The organism is Vibrio gazogenes (genome assembly GCF_002196515.1).
Lineage (GTDB): Bacteria > Pseudomonadota > Gammaproteobacteria > Enterobacterales > Vibrionaceae > Vibrio > Vibrio gazogenes_A.
Window position 1 is genome coordinate 756,006 of the sequence record NZ_CP018835.1, and the last position, 25,080, is coordinate 781,085.

The following is a 25,080-nucleotide window of genomic DNA, read 5'->3' on the forward strand; positions in this document are numbered from 1 at the left end:
AAACCATCAGCTCATGGTGTGATCACTGACCTGACCCCCCCCCCCTGAAAATAGATAGGCCCGAATATGATTCGGGCCTATTTACATGCCAACGGATAGACCAACAGCCAACCCAAAATAAACCAGTCAGTATTGGCGTGTTGTCATCCATGGTGGTATTGCAATCTACCGTGTTGCAATACGCCGTGTTTAATCAGAAGCGGTGAGCGGTTGGTCTGCCATCGCAGGCTCTTGCCCGCTGATCGGCACATCCGACGACAACTCGATAACCCGGTGACACACTTTGTTCAACATATTGTGTTCATGGCTGACCAATAACAACGCACAATCAATTTCCCGGGCGGCTTCTAAGATCAGCGCCAGAGTTTCCTGAGCCGTGGACGGGTCTAACCGAGTGGTCGGTTCATCAGCGATCAGTAACTTGGGTTTCAACAGTAATACCCGCAAGATGGCAAACCGTTGTAATTCCCCACCGGAGACCTGACTGGCTGATTGTTGCAATAGTTTCGGATCTAAATGGAGCCGTTTCATCAATGCTTGCGGCACATCATCTGCAATCTGATAGCGACGGCAAATATCATCAACCAAAGTGCCTAAACTGACATGTGAAGCAAATGCACTCGGTGGATCCTGATAGAGTTTGAGCTTCTGACCGACGCCCAGTGGTTGCAGATATTCAATCTCTCCCGCAAGTGGTGCCCGTAAACCGAGAATCGCCTGACACAAGGTTGATTTACCGCATCCGCTTGGTCCACGGATCCCTAATACTTCCCCGGCCCGGAGTTCAAAAGACAAATCTTCAAACAGAACCCGATTCTCAACTGCCATGGTTAATTGATGGACTCGCAATAACACCTCACCAGGCTGATGGTCATTGAGCATGGCCCAGTGACGAGGGTGCGCGTTGATCAACTGGCGCGTATACGCATGTTGTGGCTCCGCAAGAACAGCATCGGCTTTTCCCTGCTCGACCACATCGCCCTGTTGAATCACAATGATGGTACCACCGAGTTGTTCTGCAACTTCAATATCATGGGTGACAGTCAACAACGCCCCCTGCTGACGGTACTGCTCTAACATGTCAACCAGACGTTCACGGTTATGATCATCAAGCCCTTTGGTTGGCTCGTCAGCAATCAAAATTTCACCGCCACCGCTAACGGCACACACATAAGCCCCACGCTGTGCCATCCCGCCGGACAACTGAACCGGATATTTCGGCTCATGGCCACGCAGTCCGACAGAATCAAACAAGCGTGATGTCTGCGCTCGGCTTGTTTGCGCATCATGGTTGCGTAACAATGCCGGTACTTCCTCCGCCTGACGGGACAACGGCATCAAGGGATCGAGCGCGAGTGAAGGCTCCTGAGGCAAAATGGAGAAGACCCGCCCCCATAAGTTTTCCCGTTCATGAACCGACATGGTATGCAGTGCCTGTCCTGACCACCAGATTTCCCCACGGCTGGTAAATGACGCCGGTAATGCCCCGATAATCGCTTTCAGCAGCAAACTCTTGCCGGCTCCGGTTTCGCCAAGAATGGTCAACGATTCACCATGCGCCAATGCCAGCGAGACCGGCCCGACGACACAGTGCTCTCCCAGCCAGACAGACAATTGCCGAACTTCAAGTAATGGTGTCATGTCCGAGACCCTCGCTGTGCAAGTAGGTGAAATGAGAATATGAGCAGTGAAACAACTACAATCGGCTGAAGTAGCACCCAGAATCCTTGATCATAATACCGAAATAGTTCCACCATCATCATGCCTAATTCTGCGTGTGGCGGACGTAACCCAACATACAAAAAACCAAGCGCAGCCAGCGATAAAATGGCATGACCGGCCCCAAAACAGGACAAGGTATAGACGTCATTGCGGATTTCAGGCCAGATGTGACGCCGGAACAGATACCAGCGACTGAATCCGAACAGGCGCGAGGATTCAAATGCATCCGACAATACCGCCGCCTGTGTCTCGCTACGAATCACCCGGAAATAATCCGCCCACATGGTGATTGAAATAGCAATAAACAGTAAGAAAAACGACCCCGGAAAAATCGCACCGAACAGCAACACCAGAACCAATCCGGGCAGTGCCATGACGATATTCACCAACAGCGAAAAAATACGATCGACCCAACCTTTTTGCCATCCGGCCCAGACGCCGGAAATCGTCCCGAGCAATGATGCCGTTGTCACACACAACCCGGCCATCAGCAACGAGTTCATAATCGCATCGGCAAGGCGGGCGGCATTACTGCGACCATAATGATCGGTGCCAAGAATATCGTGCCAGTTGGGTTCAGCAAACGTCAGTTCAAGCTGCTGACGGGCAATATCCCCTTTAAACCAGAGCTTTTCAATCAAAACAAACGCCAACAAGATAGTCAGGATCGACAGACCGATCCATTGTGTCCGATAGAGTTTCATGCCATCCCTCCGGCAACTGAGCGACGATAGCGCGGATCAAAGTGATACTGAACCAAATCAACCCCAGTATTAATCACGACAAAAAATAATCCCATCATCAATGCCGCCCCCTGAATCACCGGAATATCCCGGCCGAATATGGCATGGGACAGCGCATGACCAATGCCCGGCCAAGAGAACAGGGACTCAATCATGACAATCCCTTCCACCAGCCCGACAGCCTGCACACCGATAAATGCCAGCAGTGGTAACGTAATATTACGCTGACCATGATGCACATAAGTCTGCGATTCATTCAGACCTTTCAACCGCGCAAAATGGTAAAATGGTGCATCAAAAATTCGCTTTGCCGTATTACGGATCATTCGGTTCGACATGGCTGCCAGAGACAAAGCCAGTGCCAAAGCCGGAAGCAACACATGTTCAAAACGTCCGAACCCTGCCACAGGTAATAAATCAAGTTTCAACGCAAAACATAAGATCAGCACCAGCCCGATCAAAAAAACCGGCTGTGCCCGCATAAAACTTGAAATCAGTAACGTGACCCTGTCATGCCACTGCCCGGCATGGCGTGCACAGTAAATACCGATAGGAAAAGCAATCAACAGTGACAACCCCAGTGCAACCACGGCCAGCCACAATGAATAGCCCAAATGGTGCATAATTTTTGCTGTCACCGGTTCACCACTGACCATCGATTGACCCAGATTGAAATGGGCTAAATCCCACATCCAGCTCACATACTGCTCCCACACCGGACGATTCAGCCCCAGATCGGTCGCCACTCGCTGGGCTGACTCTAAATTCACATAGTCATGGCCATAACGGGCAGCAGCAATGCGAAACGCCATATCTCCGGGCAAAAATTTCATCATCACAAACGTCACTGTGCCGACTGACCAGCCGACAAATATCAACTGACAGAAACGTCTCAGTAATAGGTTAATCATTAATTTTCATCTCCTTCAGACGATAATCAATCTCATACGGGTCAAAGGAGAATCCGGAGACACGTTTACTGACCGCGATCAATTGGTGACTGTAGGCAATCGGAATCACGGGCAGCTCATCAGCCATTATTTGTGCAACCTGCTGAGACAACTGGTGGGCGACCTGCGGGTCGGATTCACTCAGAAGTTGGGTCAGGATGGCACGGATTTCTGGTGAATCCCAGTTCATATGGCCCCAGTCACTGCCACGCGGAGAAGAGAAGTCATCATAAAGAATCGGCAGCGGGCTCCCCATCGTCCCGAAGTTACGCGCCACAAGCGCGATATCGAGCGTATTATCATGATGCTTCGCCGGAATCGCACTGGCGTTATCAATACTGACCTCAACCCGAATTCCCAGCAGTGCCAACTGGTTCTGGATACTGGTTGCCAAAACAGGTAATTCAGGCCGGTTGGCATAAGTCACGAGCGTCAACGTGAACGGCTGACCATCACGCACTAACCAACCCTTGTCATCATAAGACCAGCCCTGTTGCATCATCAGTGTTTTAGCTTGCTGAAGATTACGCTCACGTTTGAGGTTATCGACATGCCAGTTTGACTGTGAAGGCGAAAACAGCTGATAAGCTGCTGATCCCGGTAAACGCAGCACCGTGGAAGCCATCCCTTCACGGTCCAGCGCCAGACTGATCGCCTGTCGAACGGCCCGATGACGTAATTGCGGATGAGCAAGATTCAGTTTCAGTAACACCGTTCGGGGTAACGCGAATGAATGCACCGTAACCTTTTTCGATTCACTTAATCCCTCTTCGCTAATCGGATCAATTGAATAAGCGATATCCGCCTGACCACTGCGCACTAACAATGCCCGACTTTCACTACGGTGCCCGGCCAGATAACTGACTGAATGGATATGTGCAGGCTCCCCCCAGTAATTCGGGTTTTGCGTGAGTTCAATTTTATGCGGCGGTTGAGCCAGAGAGACCACATATGCACCGGTGCCAATCACGGCTGTTCCATCCGTTTCCTGACCCAGCGTCGCCGGAGAAACCATGCCCAAACTATAATGTGCAAGCACACTCAACAACGGACTATAAGGACGCGATAGCTTAATGACTAACTCATGATTGTTCACCGCAATCGACTGAATCGGTACTTGCCGAATCACCCCCGGTTGCGTGCGTGCATAAGCTAAATTCTGCCGCACCGCTTCAGCATCAAGCGTTACACCATCATGAAAATGCACATCAGAACGAATGCGAAAACGCCATGTCAGATCATCATCTGAAGGGGTCCAGCCGGTGGCCAATAATGGCTGTACCGTTCCATCCGGAAGAATGCGGGTTAAAGATTCGGTAACGCCGAGACGACTGTAAAGAAATCCATCTCTGGAAAGGTCGGTACCGTTAAACTCAAACGGCCCGGAAATGGTGAGTTGGGTATTATCCTGAGACTGACGATGTTGATATATCGCGATAGCGATGATGCAAATCACGACGACGAGCAATATTTTTTTCATACAAAATGAGTAAGTTATCATTAAATGGTATGTTATAACATATCAACACCTATATGTTATTGCAATGATTTCTCATTTAACTATTGATAACGATTGATATATTTTTTGCATTGATGTGAACTCTGTTCAATCGTAGTGAGAATGATTTCCGTTTGTTGCAATAGCCAGTACAGCTCGGGGAACCTGTCATTGAAATCAGAGCAAGTCATATCCCAATGCTGATATGTGAGAATATATCAATTCAATCATCACCAAAGGTGACTCTATTTTTGACGCAACAGTGACCATGATTCAGAAATGTGAAACGTCGTTTCTTAATTGATCGATCTTATTAATTAATACGTATATTTTATTATATGAAACAAATAACACATGGATCAATTATGAAATTTAAAATCATCTCGCTATCGATGCTCATGGCCGTGAGCCATCTGGGTTTTGCTAAAAACCTATATATTGCCCCTTACGGTTCTGACAGTCATGCCGGCACACTCTCTTCCCCATTAAAAACCATTATGGCAGCACAAGCGGCTGCTTCAGCCGGTGATACGGTCTATATCCGAGGCGGTACTTATTATTTAAACAATTCGAATATCACCCAACACCAAAGTGTTCGCGCAATCGTCAACAATATCACCAAAGATAATATTCGCTATATTAACTATGGTTCCGAGCGACCAGTCTTCGACTTTTCGAATGTCAAACCGGCGAATTATCGCAATACGGCCTTTATGGTCCGGGCGGATAACTGCGTATTTAAAGGCTTTGATGTGGTTGGTGTACAGGTCACGATTGATGATCATCACACTCAATCCGAAGCCTTTATGATCAACAAAGGCAATGGTAATCGCTTTGAGAACTTAGCGATTCATGATGGTATGGCCATTGGCTGGTACCTGGTTGCCGGCAGTAACAACTATGTCCTCAATGTCGATGCATACAATAACCGTGGATTAAACCATCACTCGAATGGTAACGTTGATGGGTTTGGGGTGCACCCAACCTCATCATCCTATACCGGCAATGTCATCAGCCATTCACGAGCCTGGTTTAACAGTGATGACGGTTTTGATCTCATCAATGCTGATGCCGCAGTCACCATTGAATATAGCTGGGCTTTTTACAATGGTTATGACCAAGACTTCACCAGATTGGGTGATGGTAATGGTTTCAAAGCAGGCGGTTATGGCCGCAACGGCAGTGCCACACCCAGCGTCATTCCTCGCCACACTATTCGTTACAACTTAGCGGTACGTAATCGCTCTGCCGGTTTTTACGCCAATCACCATATCGGCGGACAGAATTGGATCAACAACACTTCGATTCGTAACCAAAGCGCGAACTACAATATGTTATCGACGCTTGATGACAACAGAACCGATGTGAAAGGCTACGGGCACTACATGCGGAATAACTTAGGATTTGATGGTCACAACGAAGTCATCAATCTGGGCAACAACACCGAAAACGATATGATCTACAACTATTTCAACTTGCCCGTGACGATCACATCAAAAGATTTCCGCCGTCTGGATGAACGTGAGTTGATGTACCCGCGTCAAGCGGATGGTTCCCTCCCGAGAATCAAATACGCCCTGCTAAAACAAGGCAGTGATTTAATTGATGCCGGTATCTATGCCGGTGATAGTTATAAAGGCGTCGCACCTGATTTAGGCGCGTTTGAGTCTGATTATTAATCATTTACTTACAATGAAAAATGCAGCCTGAGTGCTGCATTTTTTTTGTTCCTGTTAGCATATCCTGAAAATTCGTCCTGAATTTCCCCTGAGATCATCGATCAATTTGGCGTCATTGATTCAGTGTTTCACCCCATTCAAATCAACCATCCAACAAAGAAAACCATTCCGGGAGAATGGTTAGGCTTTTCCGGGCAGGACGCCTGTAAAAGCCGGTTCTGGACAACATGCACCCAAGCCAAACAAACAAGATTTTCTGGTCACTCTTGCATCTTGGCAAGAGTGACTGGCGCACAGAGCACCACTGCCGCTGAAATCAAAAAACATCATTGTGCGTCATATTTCGGCGCCGAAGGCTGGAAAGGTAAAAGACTGGAAAGGTAAAACGTTGAATTGAGGTTTGGAACGCTCCGGCTTGATCAAAGGCTACCTTACAAGGACACACACCCGACCATTGATAGGCAAAAACTATTAATGTAATTCATATAATATATTTTATTTATTTAACCAAATTCTTGATAATCGCCCCCCCATTATCCGTCTATGAGGAGAAATAGGCATGTTATCAAGAATATCAATTGCCAGAGCCATGCAATGGGGCTTTGGCATCGCCATCACCATGGTATTTGCTGTCGGTATCTACCTGATTGTCGTCATCAGTAATGTTCGCGATCACTTCAATACACTGGTCACCCATAACTTACAGGTGCAGTCTGTACTTTCGGATTTGCGCTTCTATACGGTTACCTACCGTCGTTTCGCTTTGGATTACGGGCTCACCACCAGCGCAAGTGCTCATGCGGATATTCAAAAAACCATCGATGAAAACAACAATAAAGTGGCAGCATCACTGCAACGTTTTAGTGCTGTGGCCGATACAGCAGAAATGAAATCCTTTATGAAAATGGTACAACACCGCATTAATGCTTATCGTGACATGCAAAACCACTACCTTTCGTTGATCGACCAAGGAGAAATCGATAAAGCACGCGCAGAAATGCTCGGCCCGATGCTCGCGCCTTTTAACACCATTGTCGATTCGCTGAGTGACTTACAACAGCAGTTATTAGCACAAGGCATAAAGATGAAAGAAGAAGAATCCAGAGCAATGCAACGTGCGATTGTGGTTGAGGCCATCGTTGGAACAATCTTGCTCCTGTTTTTGGTCGTTTTCGGCGTTTTACTGACACGCAAGGTCAATAAGCCATTGAAAGTGCTGATTGAGCAAATGAATACGGTAGAAAAAGGGGACTTGCGCACTCGCTTAACATTAACACAATTCGCTGACGATGAATTAGGACGCGCAGCGCATTCATTTGACCAAATGCAACAAGGTATCTATCGATTGGCTGAGGGTGTGCAGCAAAATACTCAGACCGTCGAGAATGCCAGCCAAATCATGTTGGAAAGAATGGCGAATACCACAATGCGTCTCGATCAACAGAAAAGCGAAATCAGCACGGTTGCATCAGCAATGTCGCAATTACAAACGAGCTTTGCCGAAGTGGCTCAGCATACGGTGACAGCCGCGCAAAGTGCAGCAGACGTCAAAGACCATGCGATCAACAGCAAAGAGGTGATCCAAACGTCACTCAACCAAACAGAATCGCTTTCTGGTGCCATTTCTGAAGCATCTGTCGTGACTCAAGCGCTGAAAAATGACAGTGCAGGCATTGAAATGGTTTCTCAAGTTATTCGCAATATTACAGAGCAAACCAATTTATTAGCACTCAATGCCGCTATCGAAGCTGCCCGGGCAGGCGAAGCCGGACGGGGTTTCGCTGTGGTTGCCAACGAGATTCGTTCCTTAGCGCAAAAAACCCAAGACTCTATCGATGAGATCAATAAGACCATTAATGTCATTCAAAACCATGCCGATCAAGCTGTGAACACCATGGAAATTAGCCAAACTCAGATGCAATCAGGGCTCGAAAAAGCCCGCAGCAGCCAAGAAAGTATTGGCCATGTCATGACCTCTGCAACAACCATCGATGGTATGAGCCACATGATTGCCGCGGCAACCGAGCAACAAGTGGATGTGGCTAGAGAACTGGCTCATAGCATCAATGAGATTCACCAAATGTCTCAGGATATTTACCAGAGTGTCCATGACACTGAAAAACTCAGTGAGGATCTAAAATCCACCAGTCAGAGCTTAAGCGAGGTTTCTTCACGCTTTCAGCTCAACTAAAGTCATTCATCCGCCTTCAATCATCTTTCATGGCGGATCAACTTGTGGTGCTGTTGTTTGGTGTGCTGAAGCTTCATCAACTTCAGCCTCATGGGTACCAGCCCCCCTCCCAGCGTCGGCAACCACACGCTCATCACAAATTAAAAACAAAACCGAAACAAAAATAAAACATTTCCTTTTATAGACTACAGTGTAAATGCAATGAGTTTCACAAACGCTAATCATCAAATAAGGACATTGAGAAAATGAAAAAACAATTACAACTCATGATGGCAGGTACAATTCTTTGTATGTCGATGAACACATTGGCAGGTGAGAGTCAGGAAGGTTATCAAGATTTCCCCAGTACAGTGGACTATTTTTCTTCCCCTTCCATCGCCACTAAATCTGGTCAAGAAGCATCTTCATCTTGGAAACAAATGAATGGCAAAGGAACAGGTTGGTATGGGGTAAACGGTGGTATTAACGGCGTATACGGCTCTGGAGGCAGTGATCGGAGTATCGAAAAATTTCAGTATGAAACACCAAGCTGGGGATGGGGAAATTATAGAACGGCCCAAATACAAATGGATGGCAAAGGCAGTAAAGATTATTTATGCCCTAAAAATAGCATTATCACTGAGTTATATTACGAAGATTCAGGTGATGATAGTGTCGAGGCTTTTCGCTGCCTAGAAGTCGATCCATATTCTGTGACTGTGAAAAGTGTCAGTTGGGAACATGTCAAGTATACAGGGAACACTTATTGCCCCAAAGGAAGCTACCTATCAGGGATGACCTATAAAGATTATGGCGATGATTATGTGGAAAGAATTCATTGCTCGACAATAGTTAAAGTTAAAAACTGATCGTCAGACATTGAATAACCACCGCTACAATGCGGTGGTTTGGTGCACTCAAACTCAATCAATTTAATCACTTCGTTTTTGTCATCGTTCACCCCGTTAGTGATTTTACTCACTTAACTCAGTGCCTCAAACCTCTGGTGCGGATCAACACGGTGAGACGCACCTTCCCAAATCATGTACCATAACCAGTGTGTGATGATATCTGTTCATCGCCCCGTATCACCTCAGTTGTAAAGGATAATCCAGTGAAGAAAAAACCAAGTACGTTCATGGCATGGGTCACGCGGATGCCGCTGATCAAACGTTGGGCACTGATGCACTGTTTTCAAGAAGAGAATGTCTCCGAGCATTCACATCAGGTCGCTGTCATTGCGCATTTGCTGACGGTGATTAAAAATAAACGCTTCGGCGGCAAACTAAACCCGGAAAGAGCGGCCGTGATTGCAATTTATCATGAGATCTCTGAAACCAAGCTGCAAGATATCAATTCCAAGACCAAGTACCATAGCCCGGAATTTACCGCAGCCTTTAAAAAACTTGAGGATATTGCTGAGCAAGAGTGTTTGGATACCCTGCCGGAAGACCTGCGTGATGAGTTCACCGGTTTACTGGTACAAAAACATGTCGATGCTGAGTATAAAGCCATCGTCAAAGCTGCGGATATTCTTGCCGCTTATATCAAAACCTTGAATGAGTTACGCTTTAACAACGATGAGTTCGTACATGTGAAAGAAGGGCTCGACGGAACGATTGAAAAACTCACCGCAACCATGCCCGAAGTGGCAGTATTTATGGATGTTTTCTGCGATAGCTGTACCACCACTTTCGATAAAATTTCAGGCTAAATCCCCTCATTTTGCTCAGGGTAGCATCATTGTGATCAGAAAGCGCCGCAGTTGCGGCGCTTTCTGTTCGGTCTGAATTTGAAGGTAGTGTTACTTCACCACCTTATTTAATAATGCATCATCTGCGATTTCAGGTATCGTTACTCTCAGCCGCGGTTCAAGTGCCATCGCCCGTTGAATGGCAAAGCGCGCACCTTCATTTCTTGCCCAGCTTCTGCGAGAAATACCATTGTTAACATCCCAGTGCAGCATTGATTTCAGCCGGGTATCGCACTCGTCAGAGCCATCCAGTACCATCCCGAATCCACCATTGATCACTTCACCCCAGCCGACACCACCACCATTATGAATACTGACCCAAGTCGCTCCCCGGAAAGCATCACCGATGACATTGTGAATCGCCATATCCGCAGTGAAACGAGACCCGTCGTAAATGTTGGACGTTTCCCGATACGGCGAATCCGTACCGGATACATCATGATGATCGCGGCCAAGAATGACAGGTGCAGAGATGTCCCCACGTTTCACAGCCTGATTAAAAGCTGCTGCAATACGCATTCGCCCTTCGGCATCCGCATATAAAATCCGAGCTTGCGAACCGACCACAAGATTGTTCTGTTCCGCCTGCCGAATCCATGACAGGTTATCGGCTATCTGCTGACGAATGTCTGCCGGTGCCTGCTGGTGCATCTCTTCCAGAATCTCTGCGGCAATCCGGTCTGTTACCGCCAGATCACGAGGATCCGATGAAGCACAGACCCAGCGGAAAGGACCGAACCCATAATCGAAACACATCGGCCCCATAATATCTTCAACATAGGAAGGATACTTAAACGAGCCGTCTGCTTTAAGAATATCAGCGCCAGCCCGACTCGCTTCCAACAGGAATGCATTGCCGTAATCGAAGAAATACATACCTTTCGCGGTTAATTGATTGATCGCTGCAACATGGCGCTTCAATGTTGTCTGCACCGCCGCTCTGAACTGCTCAGGGTCACTGGCCATCATCGCATTGGATGCTTCAAAGGTGTAACCGACCGGATAATAACCGCCCGCCCATGGATTGTGCAGTGACGTTTGATCCGACCCTAAGTCGATGTGGATATCCTCTGTAGCCAGTCGCTCCCACAAGTCAACAATATTCCCCAGATAGGCCAATGAAACGGGCTGATTATCGACTTGGGCCTGCTTGATCCGCTCAATCAGTTTGTCTAAATCCGGATGGACTTCATCCACCCACCCTTGTTCATGACGTTTATAGGCTGCTTTCGGATTGATTTCAGCGACGATCCCAATGGTGTGCGCAATCACAGCGGCCTTGGGTTGAGCCCCACTCATGCCTCCCAAGCCGGAAGTCACGAACAGCGGTAGCGTGTTCGGATCCCGATCGCGTTTCATTCTGACCGCGTTCATCACCGTGATGGTGGTGCCATGCACAATCCCTTGCGGACCGATATACATAAACGAGCCCGCCGTCATTTGTCCGTATTGAGTCACGCCTAAGGCATTGAACTTCTCCCAATCATCCGGCTTTGAATAATTGGGGATCATCATACCGTTGCTCACGACGACCCTCGGTGCATTGGGATGGGACGGATACAACCCCATCGGATGACCGGAATAGAGCACCAGTGTCTGCTCATCGGTCATTTCTGCCAAATATTTCATCGTCAAACGATACTGAGCCCAGTTGGAGAACACCGCCCCATTGCCGCCATAGGTAATCAGTTCCTGCGGATGCTGGGCGACAGCTTCATCAAGGTTGTTACTCAACATCAGCATAATCGCCGCAGCCTGCTTCGACTGATGTGGAAAGGCATCAATCGAGCGCGCAGTGATCGGGTAATCCGGCATCAGCCGATACATATAAATTCGGCCATAGGTCTCCAGCTCTGCATAAAACTCCGCAGCCAGTTCGGCATGATGTTGCTTGTCGAAATAACGAAGTGCGTTCCTGACCGCGAGGATTTTTTCTTCACGGCTCAGAATGGCTTTTCTTTTCGGTGCATGGCTGAGGTTTTCATTGCGCTCACGCTTAGGCGGTAAAGTTGCAGGAATCCCTTCTAAAATCATCGCTTTAAATGTCATATCATTTACCTTCATGTTTACCCTGCCTCAATCCTTATCTGACTTCATCCATGGGGTGACCATGCGCTAATAGTGATTGAATCAACTGCTGTAACAGAGGCCCGACACGCTGCTGTTTGGCCTGATCCAGTCGGTATATTGTCTGCTCCGGTTGAGCGTCTGATGCATCGCTTTGAGCATGATGCGTCTGAGGGGCATCAACAAGGTAAGTCGCTTGAGAGAGCTCCAGTTGAACTGCGTGAATCTGTGCTGAAGGCTGCCCGTAATGACGGGTGATGTATCCCCCTTTGAAACGACCATTACACACATGGGTATACGGGCTGTGTTGCACCAACTCAGCCAGGTTTTCCAGCATGGCCGCATCACAGGCAAGGCCATTGTTATTTCCGAAATTAAAGTCAGGCAACGTCCCGTCAAACAGCATCGGCACCTGCGCGGCAATACTGTGTGCATCGAACAGGATTGCGTAGCCGTGCCGGTCACGAATCTGCGCTAATGTCTCGTTGATTTTTTGATGATAAGGCTGCCAGATTTCAGCTTTGATACGCGCTTTCGTCGCCTCATCAAACCCACCATCGATAAATATGGGCGCACCCGAGAATAAGATATCAGGGAATAATCCGGTGGTTTTACTGGTATACAAAGGTTTATCATCACCCGGACGATTGAGATCGACGACGTACCGAGAATAGTGGGCTTGAATGACACTGACATCCATCTCGGCCAAGAAATCATACAGCGCCGGTAAATGCCAGTCGGTATCCGGCAGTGCTTTGGCCGCATCGGTCAGTCGGGCATCCATCCCCGGCAGAAGTGCCGTTCCGCAATGAGGCATACTGACCAAGAGCGGACTCTGCCCTGGTCGAAAATGAAATGGCTGATCAATTGGCATCCACATGACTGATCACTCCCCTTTTGACTCGTGTTTTCAGTAAATCACCGCCCAGCCAGTAACTAAGCTCACCCGGGCTTGCCACATCCCAACAAACAAAATCGGCGACTTTCCCGACACTCAGTTGCCCGTGGCTCTCGGCTAAACCCAATGCTTGAGCGGCATGAATGGTAGTGGCAGCTAATGCTTCTTCGGGCGTCAGACCAAAGAGCGTACAAGCCATATTCATCATCAGACGTAGTGAAAGTACCGGAGACGTACCCGGATTGATGTCCGTAGCAACCGCCATTGGCACCTGATAGCGGCGTAACAGATCGACGGGCGGACACTGGGTTTCTTTGAGGGTGAAATAGGCGCCCGGTAACAACACGGCAACTGTGCCGGACTCACGCATTGCTGCAACATCCGTTTCAGTCATAAACTCCAGATGATCCGCTGAAAGCGCCTGAAAACGAGCTGCCAGAGTGGCGCCTCCCAGCGAGGATAATTGCTCCGCATGGAGTTTCACCGGCATCCCGAAAGACTGAGCCGTGCGAAAATAACGTTCCACCTGCGCCGGGCTAAATGCAATGGTTTCACAAAAGGCATCCACAGCATCGGCCAACTCTCGTTGGGCGATTTCCGGCAACAGTTCATCACAGAGATAATCCATATAGGCATCGGTATGACCTTGATATTCCGGCGGCACCGCGTGAGCAGCCAGACATGTGGTCCGAATGTCAACCGGATACTGTTCAGCCAGCCGATGCGCCACTTCCAGCATCTTCACTTCATGTTCGGTTGAAAGGCCATAACCGGATTTAATTTCCAGCGTCGTCACCCCATCACACATCAGAGATTTCAGCCGCCGGGCCGCAGAAGCCAGCAATTGATCGGGAGTCTCTTGGCGCGTCGCCTGAACCGAGGCCGCAATCCCGCCACCACCCTGAGCAATCGCTTGATAACTCATGCCGTTGAGCCGTTGCTCAAACTCATGGGCCCGATTGCCACCGAACACCAAATGCGTATGACAATCGACTAAACCGGGCGTGACCCATCCACCATGAAAATCATGTTGTTGCTGCGCATCACAGTCAGGAAGTTGCGTTCGGGGACCTATCCACGCGATTCGCCCGTCGTGTACGCCAATTGCAGCATCTTCAATCACACTGTACTGACCATTCACCATGGTTGCGGCATCACAGCCATACCACAGTGAATCAAAATTCAGCTGTTTATTCATAATGCTCCCTTGTCACACTTGGCAGTAAACCGACTGGCATCAGTTCATTATGAACGGCTTCCGTCAACAGTCCGTTGGCTTTTTCGATATCCGCAGCGAAATAGCGGTCTTTATCGTAGAAAGGAACTCGTGCACGCAGGTCGGCACGGGCTTGCTCCAGCCGCTCGGTTGATTTCAACGGCGACCGGAAGTCTAAACCTTGTACCGCGGCGAGGATTTCAACCGCCAGAATCCCGCGCGTATTTTCCGCCATATCTTTGAGTCGTCGGGCAGCAAATGTCGCCATGGATACATGATCCTCCTGATTCGCAGACGTCGGCAGACTGTCGACGGATGCCGGATGAGCAAACGTTTTATTCTCGCTGGCGAGCGCTGCCGAAGTCACTTGCGCAATCATGAACCCTGAGTTGACACCACCATTTTCGACCAAAAATGGCGGTAACTTACTCAGATGGCTATCGATCAACAGTGCCATCCGTCGCTCTGACAAACTGCCGATTTCAGCGATGGCAAGTGCCAGATTATCTGCCGCAAAAGCCACCGGTTCGGCATGGAAGTTCCCCCCGGAAACGATATCGCCTTGCTCAGCAAATACCAACGGGTTATCCGAGACCGCATTGGCCTCGACAAGCAGTGTGCTTGCGGCATGGCGGATCTGGGTTAAACATGCGCCCATCACCTGAGGCTGGCAGCGCAGTGAATACGGATCTTGCACTTTTTCACAATTGGAATGGGATTCTCCCAGTTCACTCTGTTCCGTCAGCAGATGGCGATAAGCCGCAGCTGCATCCATCTGGCCCTGATGGCCCCGGACGGCATGAATTCGCTCATCAAACGGACGACGACTGCCCAGTGCGGCTTCAACAGAAAGTGCACCACAGACAGTCGCGGAAGCATAGAGATCTTCGGCAGCAAACAGCCCTTCGAGCGCAAAAGCAGTTGATGCCTGAGTACCATTCAGTAAGGCAAGCCCTTCTTTCGGTGCTAATTGGATCGGTTCCATCCCAGCAATCGCCAGTGCTGCCTGACCAGAAATAACTTCTCCTTTATAACGCGCCTGTCCTTCACCGAGCAGCACCGCACTCATATGCGCAAGGGGGGCCAGATCACCCGATGCACCGACCGAGCCTTTTTGTGGTACGCAGGGATATATTTCTTTGTTAATCAAGGCGATCATCGCTTCAATCACTGTAAGACGAATACCGGAATAGCCGCGGGCAAGGCTGTTCACTTTGAGCACCATCATCAATCGGACGGTGGCATCATTCATGAATTCACCAATCCCGGCAGCATGAGACAACACAATACTACGCTGCAATTCATCTAAATCTTCCGCGGCAATCCGGGTATTAGCTAATAAACCAAACCCTGTATTAATCCCGTAAACTGCTTGGTCTTCGACAATCACCCGATTGACCACCTCGGTACTGGCATGAATGGCGGCAATGGCCTGTCTGTCGAGTGAGATTTTGATCGGCTCTCGGCTGATTTGACGTAACTCACTGAGCGTGAGTTGTCCGGGTTGTAATGTTAATTCGGGCATGAGCTTATGTTCTCCGTCACGTACGCTTCAAGTCTGATGCCTAAGATAGGCTTATCATGACATTACATGTCTATACAAGTTAACAGAACAATAAAAGTAAACCGTAATCAGCGCAAGTTTTTCTTCACAAGCATCATCACAAAAAAAACACATAAAAAAAGCAAGGCGGCTCTCCCCCTTGCTTCGCTTACCAAATTTGATTTGGATGAATCAACCACTCATTGAATCAGTCAATCATCAACAGACACCGAACACCTTTCCGTCTGGCGAAACTGGCTCAATATTATTGCTCGAAGTGACCGAATAATTGGAATCTCGACCCCGGAGAAATCAGGCGGGCATTGGTGACGAGTTGCTCCCGACACCATGTGCGACGTTTGATCTGCAAGCACGGCTCCGAGGCGTCAATGTTGAGTAATGCACATTCTGCCGGAGAGGCAAGCACCGCTTCAACCAGATGCTCGCCTTCCGTCATCGGAGCCACTTTCATCAGATAATGGTAAGCACCATTGTGCTGAAAATCCTGCTGATCATAATCAGGCGCCAGTGCTGCATTGACCACGCGATACTCGATTTGAATCGGCAGCTCATTCTCGAAATGGAGAATCGTGGCACGGAAAATACGGTGATTGGTACGGACCCCAAGGTTCATCGCTTCTTCCATCGTCGCTTTTGCCAGTGTGATTTCAATCAGCTCTGCGTGATGACGATGACCACGACTGGCTATCTCATCGGCAATATTGTGCACTTCAAACAACGCCGAATGAGATTTCTTTCTCGCGACAAAAGTACCGACCCCCTGTTGACGAATCAAAACGCCTTCATCTGTCAGTTCCCGCAGCGCACGATTGATGGTCATGCGACTGACACTTAAAGCTTTCACCATCTCTGACTCAGACGGGACTCTCTGATCCGGTTGCCATTCTCCCGTGTCTATCTGACGACAAATCGCTTGTTTGACTTTGGCATAAATCGGACCGGGTGCATCATCGATCAATTGAGACAAGTGGCACATCATCTGGGTGGTTGAATTTTCCATCTTATTTACAGCTATCCACTGACATCATAAAGACCGGATTATAGCGGAAAAATGAACCGCTTAACAGGACAGGCATAGACAGCAACATCACTTGTATAGACAAGATGAGTTCTGCTAGACTCATGAGCATCAGTGACGAGGACAGACGCGATGACGATCCACTCAGGAACCCACTCAGAAACCCGACAAGACCGCTCTTTTATTTTTGCCGAACAGGCATGGCTGCCGACTGGCTGGCAACACAATGTGCTGTTTGAAATCGTTAATGGCAACTTTGCACAGATTACGACAGAGGCGACACCACCGGATGGTGTGCAACGTCTGCAAGGCCCGGTTCTGCCGACACTGGCGAATGTTCATTCACATGCTTTTCAGCGTGTCATGGCAGGTATGGCGGAAATCAGCCTCAATCCAAATGACAGCTTCTGGAGTTGGCGCGATTTAATGTACAAGATTGTCGGCCGACTCTCCCCGCAACAGGTTCATGTCATCGCCACGCAGTTATACATTGATATGCTCAAAGCCGGATATACACAGGTCGGTGAGTTTCACTACCTCCACCATGATGCAGCCGGTCAGCCTTACAGCGATCCGGCCGAAATGGCTCACCAACTCCTGAATGCTGCCGATCGCACGGGGATCGGTATGACCCTGCTCCCGGCACTATACAGCTATGCGGGTTTTGGCGCTCAACCGCCACATCAAGGACAGGCGCGTTTCATTCATTCCTCAGACAGTTATCTGCAACTACACCACCAACTTGCGAAAGCGCTTACGGGGACACACACCGCTCAGATAGCAGGGACACACACAGATAACCGCCACCGACTTGGGATCTGTTTTCATTCACTACGGGCGGTCAGCCAGCAACAGATCCAAGAGGTGTTGACGGAATTGGATCACGGACAGCCAATCCACATCCACATTGCTGAGCAGCAGAAAGAGGTCGATGATTGTCTCAACTGGAGCCAACAGCGGCCGGTTGAGTGGCTGCACAATCATATCGGCCTGAACGAACGTTGGTGTCTGATTCATGCCACCCACCTCAATCATGACGAAATTCAGATGATCGCTGCCAGCGGTGCCGTGGCCGGCTTGTGTCCAAGTACGGAAGCCAATCTGGGTGATGGTATCTTCCCCGGAGTGGCGTTTACCCAAGCCGGCGGACGATGGAGTATTGGCTCCGACAGTCATGTCTGCCTGTCCTCGACCGAAGAATTACGCCTGCTGGAATATAGTCAACGACTCCGTGACCAACAACGTAACCGTCTCTACAACCAGTCACAAACCTCCGTCGGTGATCACCTCTATACGCAGGCATTACACGGTGGTAATCAAGCTTGCGGTATCCAATTGGGGCTTGCGGTTGGATGTCGTGCCGACTTTATGGTGTTGGACACGACCCATCCACTATTGATGGCAAGTCAGACGCCCGACCTCATCAATCGCTGGCTATTTGCCTGCCATGACAATCTGATTAAAGATGTTTTTGTTGCGGGGAAAGCGTGCATTCAAGACGGCCACCACGCGTTAGAAGACAGCAGCCGAGGTCAGTTTGCCGATGTCATCAAACAAGTGATTGGTTAAAAAACTACGGGGACACACACCTTTAATAACGAGGACACACACCAAGATAATCTACGGCAACAACGCGTTATCTTGGTGTGAGATTGAATGAACGGCTGAGATGACTTGTCAGAGATATGACTTTTCGAAGCGATTACTTCGCGACACTGTTATTTAACAAAGAATATGTTATTTGACAAAGAATAGCGTGATGCGCCCGACTTCCAAACCAAACTTGCGAATGCTGGTGACATTAAACAGATGTTTTTCGTCCTGACGGAACAGCCAATCATCGAAGGAAACCGTGATTTCACTATCGTCCGTTTTGAGCAGAAAATCATATTGCCACTGTAACGCATTCCCCATCTCCTGCCCTGTCGCAACACCGATGATATCGTCGGCTTGCCCTTGATAATGTCCGTCAGCGCTGCGGGTAATTGTCCAGATACGCTGATTCTTTTCACCATCATCAAACACAAAATCTTCGACCAAAGTCAGAGTGTCACCGGTGACTGTCCCTTTAATTTTGACCTCAAAGCGACGAGTCTGCTTGTTGCTATAATCCTGTACCATGCCCCATGCATGCGTTTCTCCCTGAAAATAACCAAACAGATCAAAAGCAGGTTGGCTGGCTTGGTACTCTTTTAAATCGGCTGAACAACCGGCAATGAGCATCAACATGACCAGCGATAACACGTTCAATATATGTCTCATTGTTGTATTCCTATGAGTTGATTACGAAGTTTCGGATATTCGGCTTTCGGTGACAGCCAAATCGACAAAAATGCGTCATTCATCTGTTGATTTTCCACTTTGCCAAGTAAACGTTGCTGCCCCTGCTGATTGAGGTAATACAACTGCCCGGTACGACCCTCAGAGACATAGACCAAACGCTCACCCGTGTTAACGCTGGGCATTATTTCGGCCAGCAACGTTAACCATGCGTTGGTTTGTACCGTGTCATAGCCCAATCTCTCCCACTGGGCTTGTGTCTCCTCAAGCAAATCTTTGCTGCTGATATCACGCAAGTAGCGAATCTCTAACGCCACAGGATGCGGTGTTACATCATTCGGGACTTGCTCGTAGTGGCCGTCCGGTGTACGAAGCTGTGATGAATAAATATCGAACCACAACCAAGATAGCGTTGCCTGACCGACGACCGGCCAGTCGGCCCATGATGCTGATGACTTCTCCTTCTCTTCAGCACCGTTAACGGTGGCGGTCCAGAGGATCATGGTCAGATACAGTGTTGCGGTTAAACGTGGGGTTAGCATTTCTAAATACCTTCATCAATAGCAAAGATAGTCCGAACCATTCCAAGAACAAAGCGAACACCGCCCCTTCTACAGACCATGCAAATTGCACGGCGCCAAAACGATACCCCGCCCAATAACTCAATGCGCCGCCCAAAGCTGTTGCGCTGAAAACGAGTAATGACGGTAGATGGCTGAATACCGGAATAGCAAAGCTGGCAAACCAAGCAAAGGCAAACCATAACCCGATCAGCCAGATCGGCAGAGAGGAGGTGGTAAAGGAAAACAGCCCGACATGGAGGTTGACATAATCGAGCGTAATGCCAATGGCTGCCACCATCATGATGCGTCCGAGTATCAAGGGGAATCGTAACGCAGTGTACGCCATGGTGACTGTTACCAAGCCAATGGTAATCCACTGCAAACGCGCCTGTCCTAATACGGCGAGTAGCCAAAGTGCTTCAAACCACAATGAAATCAGCAGGAAGCGACGCATCACTGTGCCCGCTGTAGCGTCATATGAATGGTGCTGATGGTACGCGCTTTAAAGCCGCCTTCGCAGTAACACAGATAGTAACGCCACATGCGGACAAAACGTTCGTCGTAACCCAGTAACTTCACTTTGTTCAAGGACGCTTCAAAACGATGGCGCCAGTCAGCCAGTGTCTGGGCATAGTCAAGCCCTAGGTCAAACACATCACGGACGATGAAATCTGTATGCTGCGTCGTCATTTGGGTCAGGACGGTGATCGAGGGCAAAAATCCACCGGGGAAGATATATTTCTGAATGAAATCCACGTTATTGCTGTAGTCGTCAAAACGCTGATCGGCAATGGTTATCGCCTGAATCGCCATCCGTCCGCCGGGTTTGAGCAGCGACTGACATTTTGCAATATAAGATGGCAGATAGGATTTCCCGACCGCTTCAATCATTTCGATCGACACCAGTTTATCGAACTGCCCATCAAGCAAGCGGTAATCTTGTTTGAGTAAGGTAATTTGCTCACGAAGCCCCAAACGCTGAATCTCGGCCTGCGCATACGCATACTGCTGTTCCGATATCGTGGTGGTCGTGACTCGGCATCCATAATGTTGTGCCATATAAATCGCCATCGCCCCCCACCCTGTGCCGATTTCAATCACGTGATCATTAGCTGTCAGTTGCAATTGCTGGCACAAACGCTCCATTTTCTGCATTTGTGCCTGTTCCAGTGAATCGTTGGTGCTGAGGTAGAGCGCACTGGAGTAGAGCATCCGTTGATCGAGAAATGTCTGATATAAGTCATTGCCCAAATCGTAGTGGGCTTCAATGTTTTGCTTGGCACGCCCAATCGAGTTGCGTTTCAGCCAATGACCCACTTTATTCATCGCCCGGACAAGCATGCTGCTTTGTGCTTCCAACTGATCCAGTGCATTTAAGTTACGCGCCATCAGTTCAGTCACAGCCGTCAGATTGGGACTGTCCCACCAACCATCCATATATGCTTCTGCTGCTGCAATGCTACCGCCTTTCAGCACACTGGCATAAAAGTCAGGATGATTGACCCGAATATGGGCCTGTGGCTGATCGTCATGTGCAAACCCAAATTGTTCTATCGTGCCTTGGTTCGAAACATTCTGGTTAGACATACTCGACTGTCCTGCAAAATTTTCTTCCAATGTCAGGCTGCCAATTTTTATCAGGCGGAGGGATTTCAGCACCATGGTTCGGGCACCTTGCTGCCACGACGTCAGTGATTGAGGCATCTCTAATGAAGGCGAATTGAACATTGCGCGTTCTCCTAATTATTTTTTATCTGTCTCATGTCGGCGGTATTTGGGGTGTGAATAAAATGGTGCACCTTTGAGCCATAGTTTCAGTGCATGCCAATAGATCCCTGTGACGACCTTAACCGTCATGATCGGTGTCCGAATCAACAATCTGAGCAAACTTCTTGAGGTAAAAGGTTGTGCTTTCAACGCCAATGTGGCATCAAATTCCTTGGTGTCCCGGTGACACGCCAAGTGCACCATCAGGGCATCAGACAACGGTTTCAGTTTCCATCGATACTGCTGTTCCACGGGATTAAATGGTGACACGTGAAATGCTTTGTCATGTGTCCAATTCTCACCTTGTTCACCAGATTCAGCCGGAACCGCATAATAATGTCGTTCATTCCAAGGTGTATTACTCACCTCCGCGAGCAGATAACGCCAGTGGCCTTGCTGATCATAAAGATAGTAGAAATTAACCGGACTGAAATAGAGCCCCAGATAACGCAGGTGCACCACGGCTAGCACTTTGCCGCATACTTGCTCTCCCGTAAGCTGCAACACTTTATCCTGAACGGCTGTTTTCAAATCGCCGTCTCCCAGATAATCGGCACGACGAAAACGCGCCCAGTGCCACCAACGTTCACCCAGTCCCCAAACCTGTTGCCGGAGCGCGGGCCATTCATCCAAATCGATACACGGCATAAAGAGTGGTGAATGAATCGAATGTTCAACCGGTGTAAAGCGACGGTGACGAACATGGCCGACCATCAATGCACTGCGTGTAACACTCGTTGTTTTGGTCATTATGCGACACCCTTGTCTCTGTTGACCGCCTGAGATTGCAATTGAGTGATCACATCGAGAGCACTTTTTACCCCATCTTCATGGAATCCGTTGTGCCAGTATGCGCCACAAAACCAAGTATGATTGACGCCACTGATCTCTGATTTACGTTGCTGCGCCCGAATTGAGGATTCCGTAAATACCGGATGGTGATATATGAAACGACGCAGAATTTTGTCCGGTTCGATATACTCAGTACTGTTGAGCGTGACACAAAACGTTGTTTCACTATCGATGTGTTGCAAGATATTCATATTGTAGGTCAGTGACGGGAGCTTCATCTCCTCACCATCGTGACCATGCAACCAGTAATTCCAGGCCGCCCAAGCCGCCGGTCGTTTGGGCAGCAGACTTGTGTCGGTATGCAGAACAACTTCGTTCGCCTGATATGCCATGGAGGATAACACTGAGATTTCACACTGGCTGGCATCTTCAAGCATGCCAAGAGCCTGATCGCTGTGACAGGCAAAAATAACCTCATCAAATGTCTCTATACCACTCTCGGTCGCAATATCGACGCCAAATTGACTGCGTCTTACCTGTTTGACCGGTGTACTGAGACGAATCCGATCGGCATAACCTTTGGTCAGTGGCTCAATATAGGCACGGGATCCCCCTTCAATCACATACCATTGGGGTCTGTTCGTGACATCCAGCAGGCCGTGATTGATGAAGAACCGCAGAAAAAACATCAGCGGAAATGCGCGCATGTCCGCCAAAGAGGATGACCAAATTGCAGCCCCCATTGGTAAGATGTAATTCTGACAGAAGTAATCGGAGAAACGATGATGGACCAGAAACTGCCCAAGGGTTTGTAGATGCTGTCGGGGATTGTCTGCCGCTGCTTTTGCAAGCTTGTTGAAACGCAGAATTTCGCTGATAAACCGATAAAAATTCGGCTTAAGTAAATTCCGCTTTTGCGCAAATAATGTCGTTAACGTGTGACCGTTATATTCAAGCCCATTGGCGTCATTACGCACACTGAAACTCATCTGAGTCGGAAGCCCTTTGACGCCGATTTCGTTCATCATGCGTATGAAATGAGGATATGTACGGTCATTATAAACAATAAATCCGGTATCGACTGCGTAGGGCTGACCGTTCATATTGACGTCTACCGTCGCGGTATGACCGCCAATATAATCGTTCGCCTCAAACAGCGTAATGTCATGCTGTTGATGCAAGTAATAACCACACGTGAGTCCTGAAATTCCCGTACCTATAATCGCAATCTTCATTGTCTGGTCCTTTTCGGCGCAAAAAACCGACTGACGAGCTGATATTGCCAACGATAGGGCAATCCCCCCAACAAACGAATCATCCAAGTAAAACGAGCCGGGAAATAGAGATTTGCCACGCCTTTCTCTAGCCCGCACCGAATCGCCTGCGATGCACTTTCTACCGAAATCATCATTGGCATCTCAAAGGTATTTTTCTCAGTCAGTGGTGTGGCAACAAACCCGGGAAACACGCAAGTCACATCAATGCCTTTGCTGGCCCAGGACAGCCGTAACGCTCTCGCCAGGTATCCAACCGCAGCTTTGGATGCCCCGTAAGCCTCTGCTCGGGGGAGCGCCAGTTCACTGGCTATCGAACCGACAATAGCCACACGATGTCCCGATGTTAAATGCGGCTGAATCGCTTCAATGGTATTGGCCATCCCAAGTAGATTAATCTGCATTACACGCGACATGAGTTGTGCATCCATCACGCCATCATCGATATATTCACAACCTCCGGCATTTAAGATCCACAAAGTGGGTATAAATGGCAGCTCACTGAGCACTGCAAGTGTTTGCTCATAATCAGTCAAATCAAACTGCAGTGGTGTAATCGAAGAACTCATCTCGCTGAGTTCGTTCAACACGGCCTCATTTCTGCCGCAAGCGAGCACTTGCCATCCCTGCCGTGCATAATCTTGTGCTAACTGCTTACCGATACCGGACGTCGCGCCGGTAATTAGTACGCTACTCATTGTCCCAACCTCCGCTTAATCCAGCGAACCACACGACCAAGGATTGGCAGCTGTTCATACAGCATTTCCCCCAAGTCAAAGTAGTCACGGTGATAAATGACTTTGCCATCTTGAAAGCGTAGCTGCGTCGCGCCCTGAACATTGACCAGTTGACCTTGACGGAGCTTCGGATGCTGCAAATGCATGGTCCAAATCAAGAACCCACCGTTGTCAGTCGAGTGCTGTTCATGAATCGTAAAATTACAGCGTTCAACATTTTGATAGAGGTTAATGAAATAGTCGGAGAGGGAGGTCAATCCGTCAATACGATGAGCCGCATCTTCAAATACAATCTCATTGTGATAAATATCGTTCAGTGTATCTAGGTTATGTTTGTTGAGCTGAGCATAGAACAGCGCAACGGTTTGGACATCCATGAACTGACCTCA

22 protein-coding genes are annotated in these 25,080 nt (G+C 48.7%); 5 read left to right on the forward strand and 17 right to left on the reverse strand.

From position 1 onward, the window contains the following. Window positions 1–189: 189 nt before the first annotated feature. From BSQ33_RS03385 to BSQ33_RS03400, 4 genes are read right to left on the reverse strand one after another with little or no spacing between them, the layout of a single operon-like run. Window positions 190–1,641, reverse strand: a complete 1,452-nt coding sequence (locus BSQ33_RS03385; RefSeq protein ID WP_088133260.1) for an ABC transporter ATP-binding protein — start codon at window positions 1,639–1,641, stop codon at window positions 190–192. Beyond that, complete coding sequence (locus BSQ33_RS03390) at window positions 1,638–2,426, reverse strand: ABC transporter permease (RefSeq protein ID WP_021018870.1); 789 nt, start codon at window positions 2,424–2,426, stop codon at window positions 1,638–1,640. Before BSQ33_RS03390 ends, BSQ33_RS03385 begins: the two co-directional genes overlap by 4 nt. Then, window positions 2,423–3,376: an ABC transporter permease gene (locus BSQ33_RS03395; protein WP_021018869.1), complete on the reverse strand. Its 954-nt coding sequence runs from the start codon at window positions 3,374–3,376 to the stop codon at window positions 2,423–2,425. Before BSQ33_RS03395 ends, BSQ33_RS03390 begins: the two co-directional genes overlap by 4 nt. Further along, a complete protein-coding gene (locus tag BSQ33_RS03400; RefSeq protein WP_021018868.1) occupies window positions 3,369–4,895 on the reverse strand; it encodes an ABC transporter substrate-binding protein in 1,527 nt (508 codons plus the stop codon). The genes BSQ33_RS03395 and BSQ33_RS03400 overlap by 8 nt, the downstream gene beginning before the upstream one ends. Window positions 4,896–5,278: 383 nt before the next feature. On the opposite strand from BSQ33_RS03400, the gene BSQ33_RS03405 reads away from it, so the two are divergent. The 4 genes from BSQ33_RS03405 to yfbR all read left to right on the forward strand — a co-directional run bounded on the left by BSQ33_RS03405 (window position 5,279) and on the right by yfbR (window position 10,476). After that, window positions 5,279–6,592, forward strand: a complete 1,314-nt coding sequence (locus BSQ33_RS03405; RefSeq protein ID WP_198298145.1) for a right-handed parallel beta-helix repeat-containing protein — start codon at window positions 5,279–5,281, stop codon at window positions 6,590–6,592. 559 nt (window positions 6,593–7,151) lie between these two features. After that, entirely contained in the window at window positions 7,152–8,783 is a 1,632-nt protein-coding gene (locus tag BSQ33_RS03410) for a methyl-accepting chemotaxis protein (protein WP_088133261.1), read from the forward strand. Window positions 8,784–9,028: 245 nt separating this feature from the next. Further along, entirely contained in the window at window positions 9,029–9,631 is a 603-nt protein-coding gene (locus BSQ33_RS03415) for a hypothetical protein (protein ID WP_088133262.1), read from the forward strand. A 245-nt stretch (window positions 9,632–9,876) separates the two neighbouring features. Then, window positions 9,877–10,476, forward strand: a complete 600-nt coding sequence (yfbR, locus tag BSQ33_RS03420; protein ID WP_021018861.1) for a 5'-deoxynucleotidase — start codon at window positions 9,877–9,879, stop codon at window positions 10,474–10,476. Between the two features lie 90 nt (window positions 10,477–10,566). Here the strand turns inward: yfbR and BSQ33_RS03425 are convergent, their stop codons facing one another. The 5 genes from BSQ33_RS03425 to hutC form a co-directional block, all read right to left on the reverse strand. Beyond that, complete coding sequence (locus BSQ33_RS03425) at window positions 10,567–12,564, reverse strand: urocanate hydratase (protein ID WP_088134519.1); 1,998 nt, start codon at window positions 12,562–12,564, stop codon at window positions 10,567–10,569. Between the two features lie 34 nt (window positions 12,565–12,598). Continuing rightward, window positions 12,599–13,462 carry an N-formylglutamate deformylase gene (gene hutG / locus BSQ33_RS03430; RefSeq protein ID WP_198298147.1) on the reverse strand — a complete coding sequence of 288 codons (864 nt, stop codon included), beginning with the start codon at window positions 13,460–13,462 and terminating at the stop codon, window positions 12,599–12,601. After that, window positions 13,446–14,678, reverse strand: a complete 1,233-nt coding sequence (gene hutI / locus BSQ33_RS03435; RefSeq protein ID WP_088133263.1) for an imidazolonepropionase — start codon at window positions 14,676–14,678, stop codon at window positions 13,446–13,448. The genes hutG and hutI overlap by 17 nt, the downstream gene beginning before the upstream one ends. Beyond that, on the reverse strand, window positions 14,671–16,221 hold the full coding sequence (hutH, locus tag BSQ33_RS03440; RefSeq protein WP_088133264.1) for a histidine ammonia-lyase: 1,551 nt from the start codon (window positions 16,219–16,221) through the stop codon (window positions 14,671–14,673). The genes hutI and hutH overlap by 8 nt, the downstream gene beginning before the upstream one ends. Window positions 16,222–16,504: 283 nt before the next feature. Beyond that, window positions 16,505–17,260 (reverse strand): histidine utilization repressor, encoded by a 756-nt coding sequence (gene hutC / locus BSQ33_RS03445; protein WP_021018856.1) that lies wholly within the window; start codon window positions 17,258–17,260, stop codon window positions 16,505–16,507. A 150-nt stretch (window positions 17,261–17,410) separates the two neighbouring features. Between hutC and BSQ33_RS03450 the strand changes: the two genes are divergently transcribed. Then, entirely contained in the window at window positions 17,411–18,847 is a 1,437-nt protein-coding gene (locus BSQ33_RS03450) for a formimidoylglutamate deiminase (protein ID WP_088133265.1), read from the forward strand. Between the two features lie 168 nt (window positions 18,848–19,015). Here BSQ33_RS03450 and BSQ33_RS03455 read toward each other — a convergent pair whose 3' ends face one another. The 8 genes from BSQ33_RS03455 to BSQ33_RS03490 are packed head-to-tail and all read right to left on the reverse strand — an operon-like array spanning window position 19,016 to window position 25,068. Beyond that, a complete protein-coding gene (locus BSQ33_RS03455) occupies window positions 19,016–19,540 on the reverse strand; it encodes a DUF3833 domain-containing protein (RefSeq protein WP_088133266.1) in 525 nt (174 codons plus the stop codon). Further along, window positions 19,537–20,100 (reverse strand): chalcone isomerase family protein, encoded by a 564-nt coding sequence (locus BSQ33_RS03460; RefSeq protein ID WP_232471950.1) that lies wholly within the window; start codon window positions 20,098–20,100, stop codon window positions 19,537–19,539. The genes BSQ33_RS03455 and BSQ33_RS03460 overlap by 4 nt, the downstream gene beginning before the upstream one ends. Then, complete coding sequence (locus BSQ33_RS03465; RefSeq protein ID WP_088133268.1) at window positions 20,036–20,575, reverse strand: DUF2878 domain-containing protein; 540 nt, start codon at window positions 20,573–20,575, stop codon at window positions 20,036–20,038. The genes BSQ33_RS03460 and BSQ33_RS03465 overlap by 65 nt, the downstream gene beginning before the upstream one ends. Continuing rightward, the gene (locus tag BSQ33_RS03470; protein ID WP_088133269.1) at window positions 20,575–21,849 is read right to left on the reverse strand and encodes an SAM-dependent methyltransferase; all 1,275 of its coding nucleotides are present in this window, start codon (window positions 21,847–21,849) and stop codon (window positions 20,575–20,577) included. Before BSQ33_RS03470 ends, BSQ33_RS03465 begins: the two co-directional genes overlap by 1 nt. A 15-nt stretch (window positions 21,850–21,864) precedes the next feature. Beyond that, window positions 21,865–22,638 (reverse strand): DUF1365 domain-containing protein, encoded by a 774-nt coding sequence (locus tag BSQ33_RS03475; protein WP_088133270.1) that lies wholly within the window; start codon window positions 22,636–22,638, stop codon window positions 21,865–21,867. After that, on the reverse strand, window positions 22,638–23,915 hold the full coding sequence (locus BSQ33_RS03480) for an NAD(P)/FAD-dependent oxidoreductase (protein WP_021018849.1): 1,278 nt from the start codon (window positions 23,913–23,915) through the stop codon (window positions 22,638–22,640). Before BSQ33_RS03480 ends, BSQ33_RS03475 begins: the two co-directional genes overlap by 1 nt. Beyond that, complete coding sequence (locus BSQ33_RS03485; RefSeq protein ID WP_088133271.1) at window positions 23,912–24,652, reverse strand: SDR family oxidoreductase; 741 nt, start codon at window positions 24,650–24,652, stop codon at window positions 23,912–23,914. The genes BSQ33_RS03480 and BSQ33_RS03485 overlap by 4 nt, the downstream gene beginning before the upstream one ends. Further along, entirely contained in the window at window positions 24,649–25,068 is a 420-nt protein-coding gene (locus tag BSQ33_RS03490) for a nuclear transport factor 2 family protein (protein WP_021018847.1), read from the reverse strand. The genes BSQ33_RS03485 and BSQ33_RS03490 overlap by 4 nt, the downstream gene beginning before the upstream one ends. Window positions 25,069–25,080 lie beyond the last annotated feature (12 nt).

Coding starts and splice junctions, on each gene's coding strand:
- BSQ33_RS03450 (WP_088133265.1), top strand. CDS start 17,411: ATGACGATCCACTCAGGAACCCACTCAGAAACCCGACAAGACCGCTCT.
- BSQ33_RS03410 (WP_088133261.1), top strand. CDS start 7,152: ATGTTATCAAGAATATCAATTGCCAGAGCCATGCAATGGGGCTTTGGC.
- BSQ33_RS03490 (WP_021018847.1), bottom strand. CDS start 25,068: ATGGATGTCCAAACCGTTGCGCTGTTCTATGCTCAGCTCAACAAACAT.
- BSQ33_RS03415 (WP_088133262.1), top strand. CDS start 9,029: ATGAAAAAACAATTACAACTCATGATGGCAGGTACAATTCTTTGTATG.
- BSQ33_RS03455 (WP_088133266.1), bottom strand. CDS start 19,540: ATGAGACATATATTGAACGTGTTATCGCTGGTCATGTTGATGCTCATT.
- BSQ33_RS03395 (WP_021018869.1), bottom strand. CDS start 3,376: ATGATTAACCTATTACTGAGACGTTTCTGTCAGTTGATATTTGTCGGC.
- BSQ33_RS03425 (WP_088134519.1), bottom strand. CDS start 12,564: ATGACATTTAAAGCGATGATTTTAGAAGGGATTCCTGCAACTTTACCG.
- hutH (WP_088133264.1), bottom strand. CDS start 16,221: ATGCCCGAATTAACATTACAACCCGGACAACTCACGCTCAGTGAGTTA.
- BSQ33_RS03475 (WP_088133270.1), bottom strand. CDS start 22,638: ATGACCAAAACAACGAGTGTTACACGCAGTGCATTGATGGTCGGCCAT.
- BSQ33_RS03480 (WP_021018849.1), bottom strand. CDS start 23,915: ATGAAGATTGCGATTATAGGTACGGGAATTTCAGGACTCACGTGTGGT.
- hutG (WP_198298147.1), bottom strand. CDS start 13,462: ATGTGGATGCCAATTGATCAGCCATTTCATTTTCGACCAGGGCAGAGT.
- BSQ33_RS03470 (WP_088133269.1), bottom strand. CDS start 21,849: ATGTTCAATTCGCCTTCATTAGAGATGCCTCAATCACTGACGTCGTGG.
- BSQ33_RS03465 (WP_088133268.1), bottom strand. CDS start 20,575: ATGCGTCGCTTCCTGCTGATTTCATTGTGGTTTGAAGCACTTTGGCTA.
- BSQ33_RS03400 (WP_021018868.1), bottom strand. CDS start 4,895: ATGAAAAAAATATTGCTCGTCGTCGTGATTTGCATCATCGCTATCGCG.
- BSQ33_RS03405 (WP_198298145.1), top strand. CDS start 5,279: ATGAAATTTAAAATCATCTCGCTATCGATGCTCATGGCCGTGAGCCAT.
- BSQ33_RS03460 (WP_232471950.1), bottom strand. CDS start 20,100: ATGCTAACCCCACGTTTAACCGCAACACTGTATCTGACCATGATCCTC.
- BSQ33_RS03385 (WP_088133260.1), bottom strand. CDS start 1,641: ATGACACCATTACTTGAAGTTCGGCAATTGTCTGTCTGGCTGGGAGAG.
- hutI (WP_088133263.1), bottom strand. CDS start 14,678: ATGAATAAACAGCTGAATTTTGATTCACTGTGGTATGGCTGTGATGCC.
- BSQ33_RS03390 (WP_021018870.1), bottom strand. CDS start 2,426: ATGAAACTCTATCGGACACAATGGATCGGTCTGTCGATCCTGACTATC.
- hutC (WP_021018856.1), bottom strand. CDS start 17,260: ATGGAAAATTCAACCACCCAGATGATGTGCCACTTGTCTCAATTGATC.
- BSQ33_RS03485 (WP_088133271.1), bottom strand. CDS start 24,652: ATGAGTAGCGTACTAATTACCGGCGCGACGTCCGGTATCGGTAAGCAG.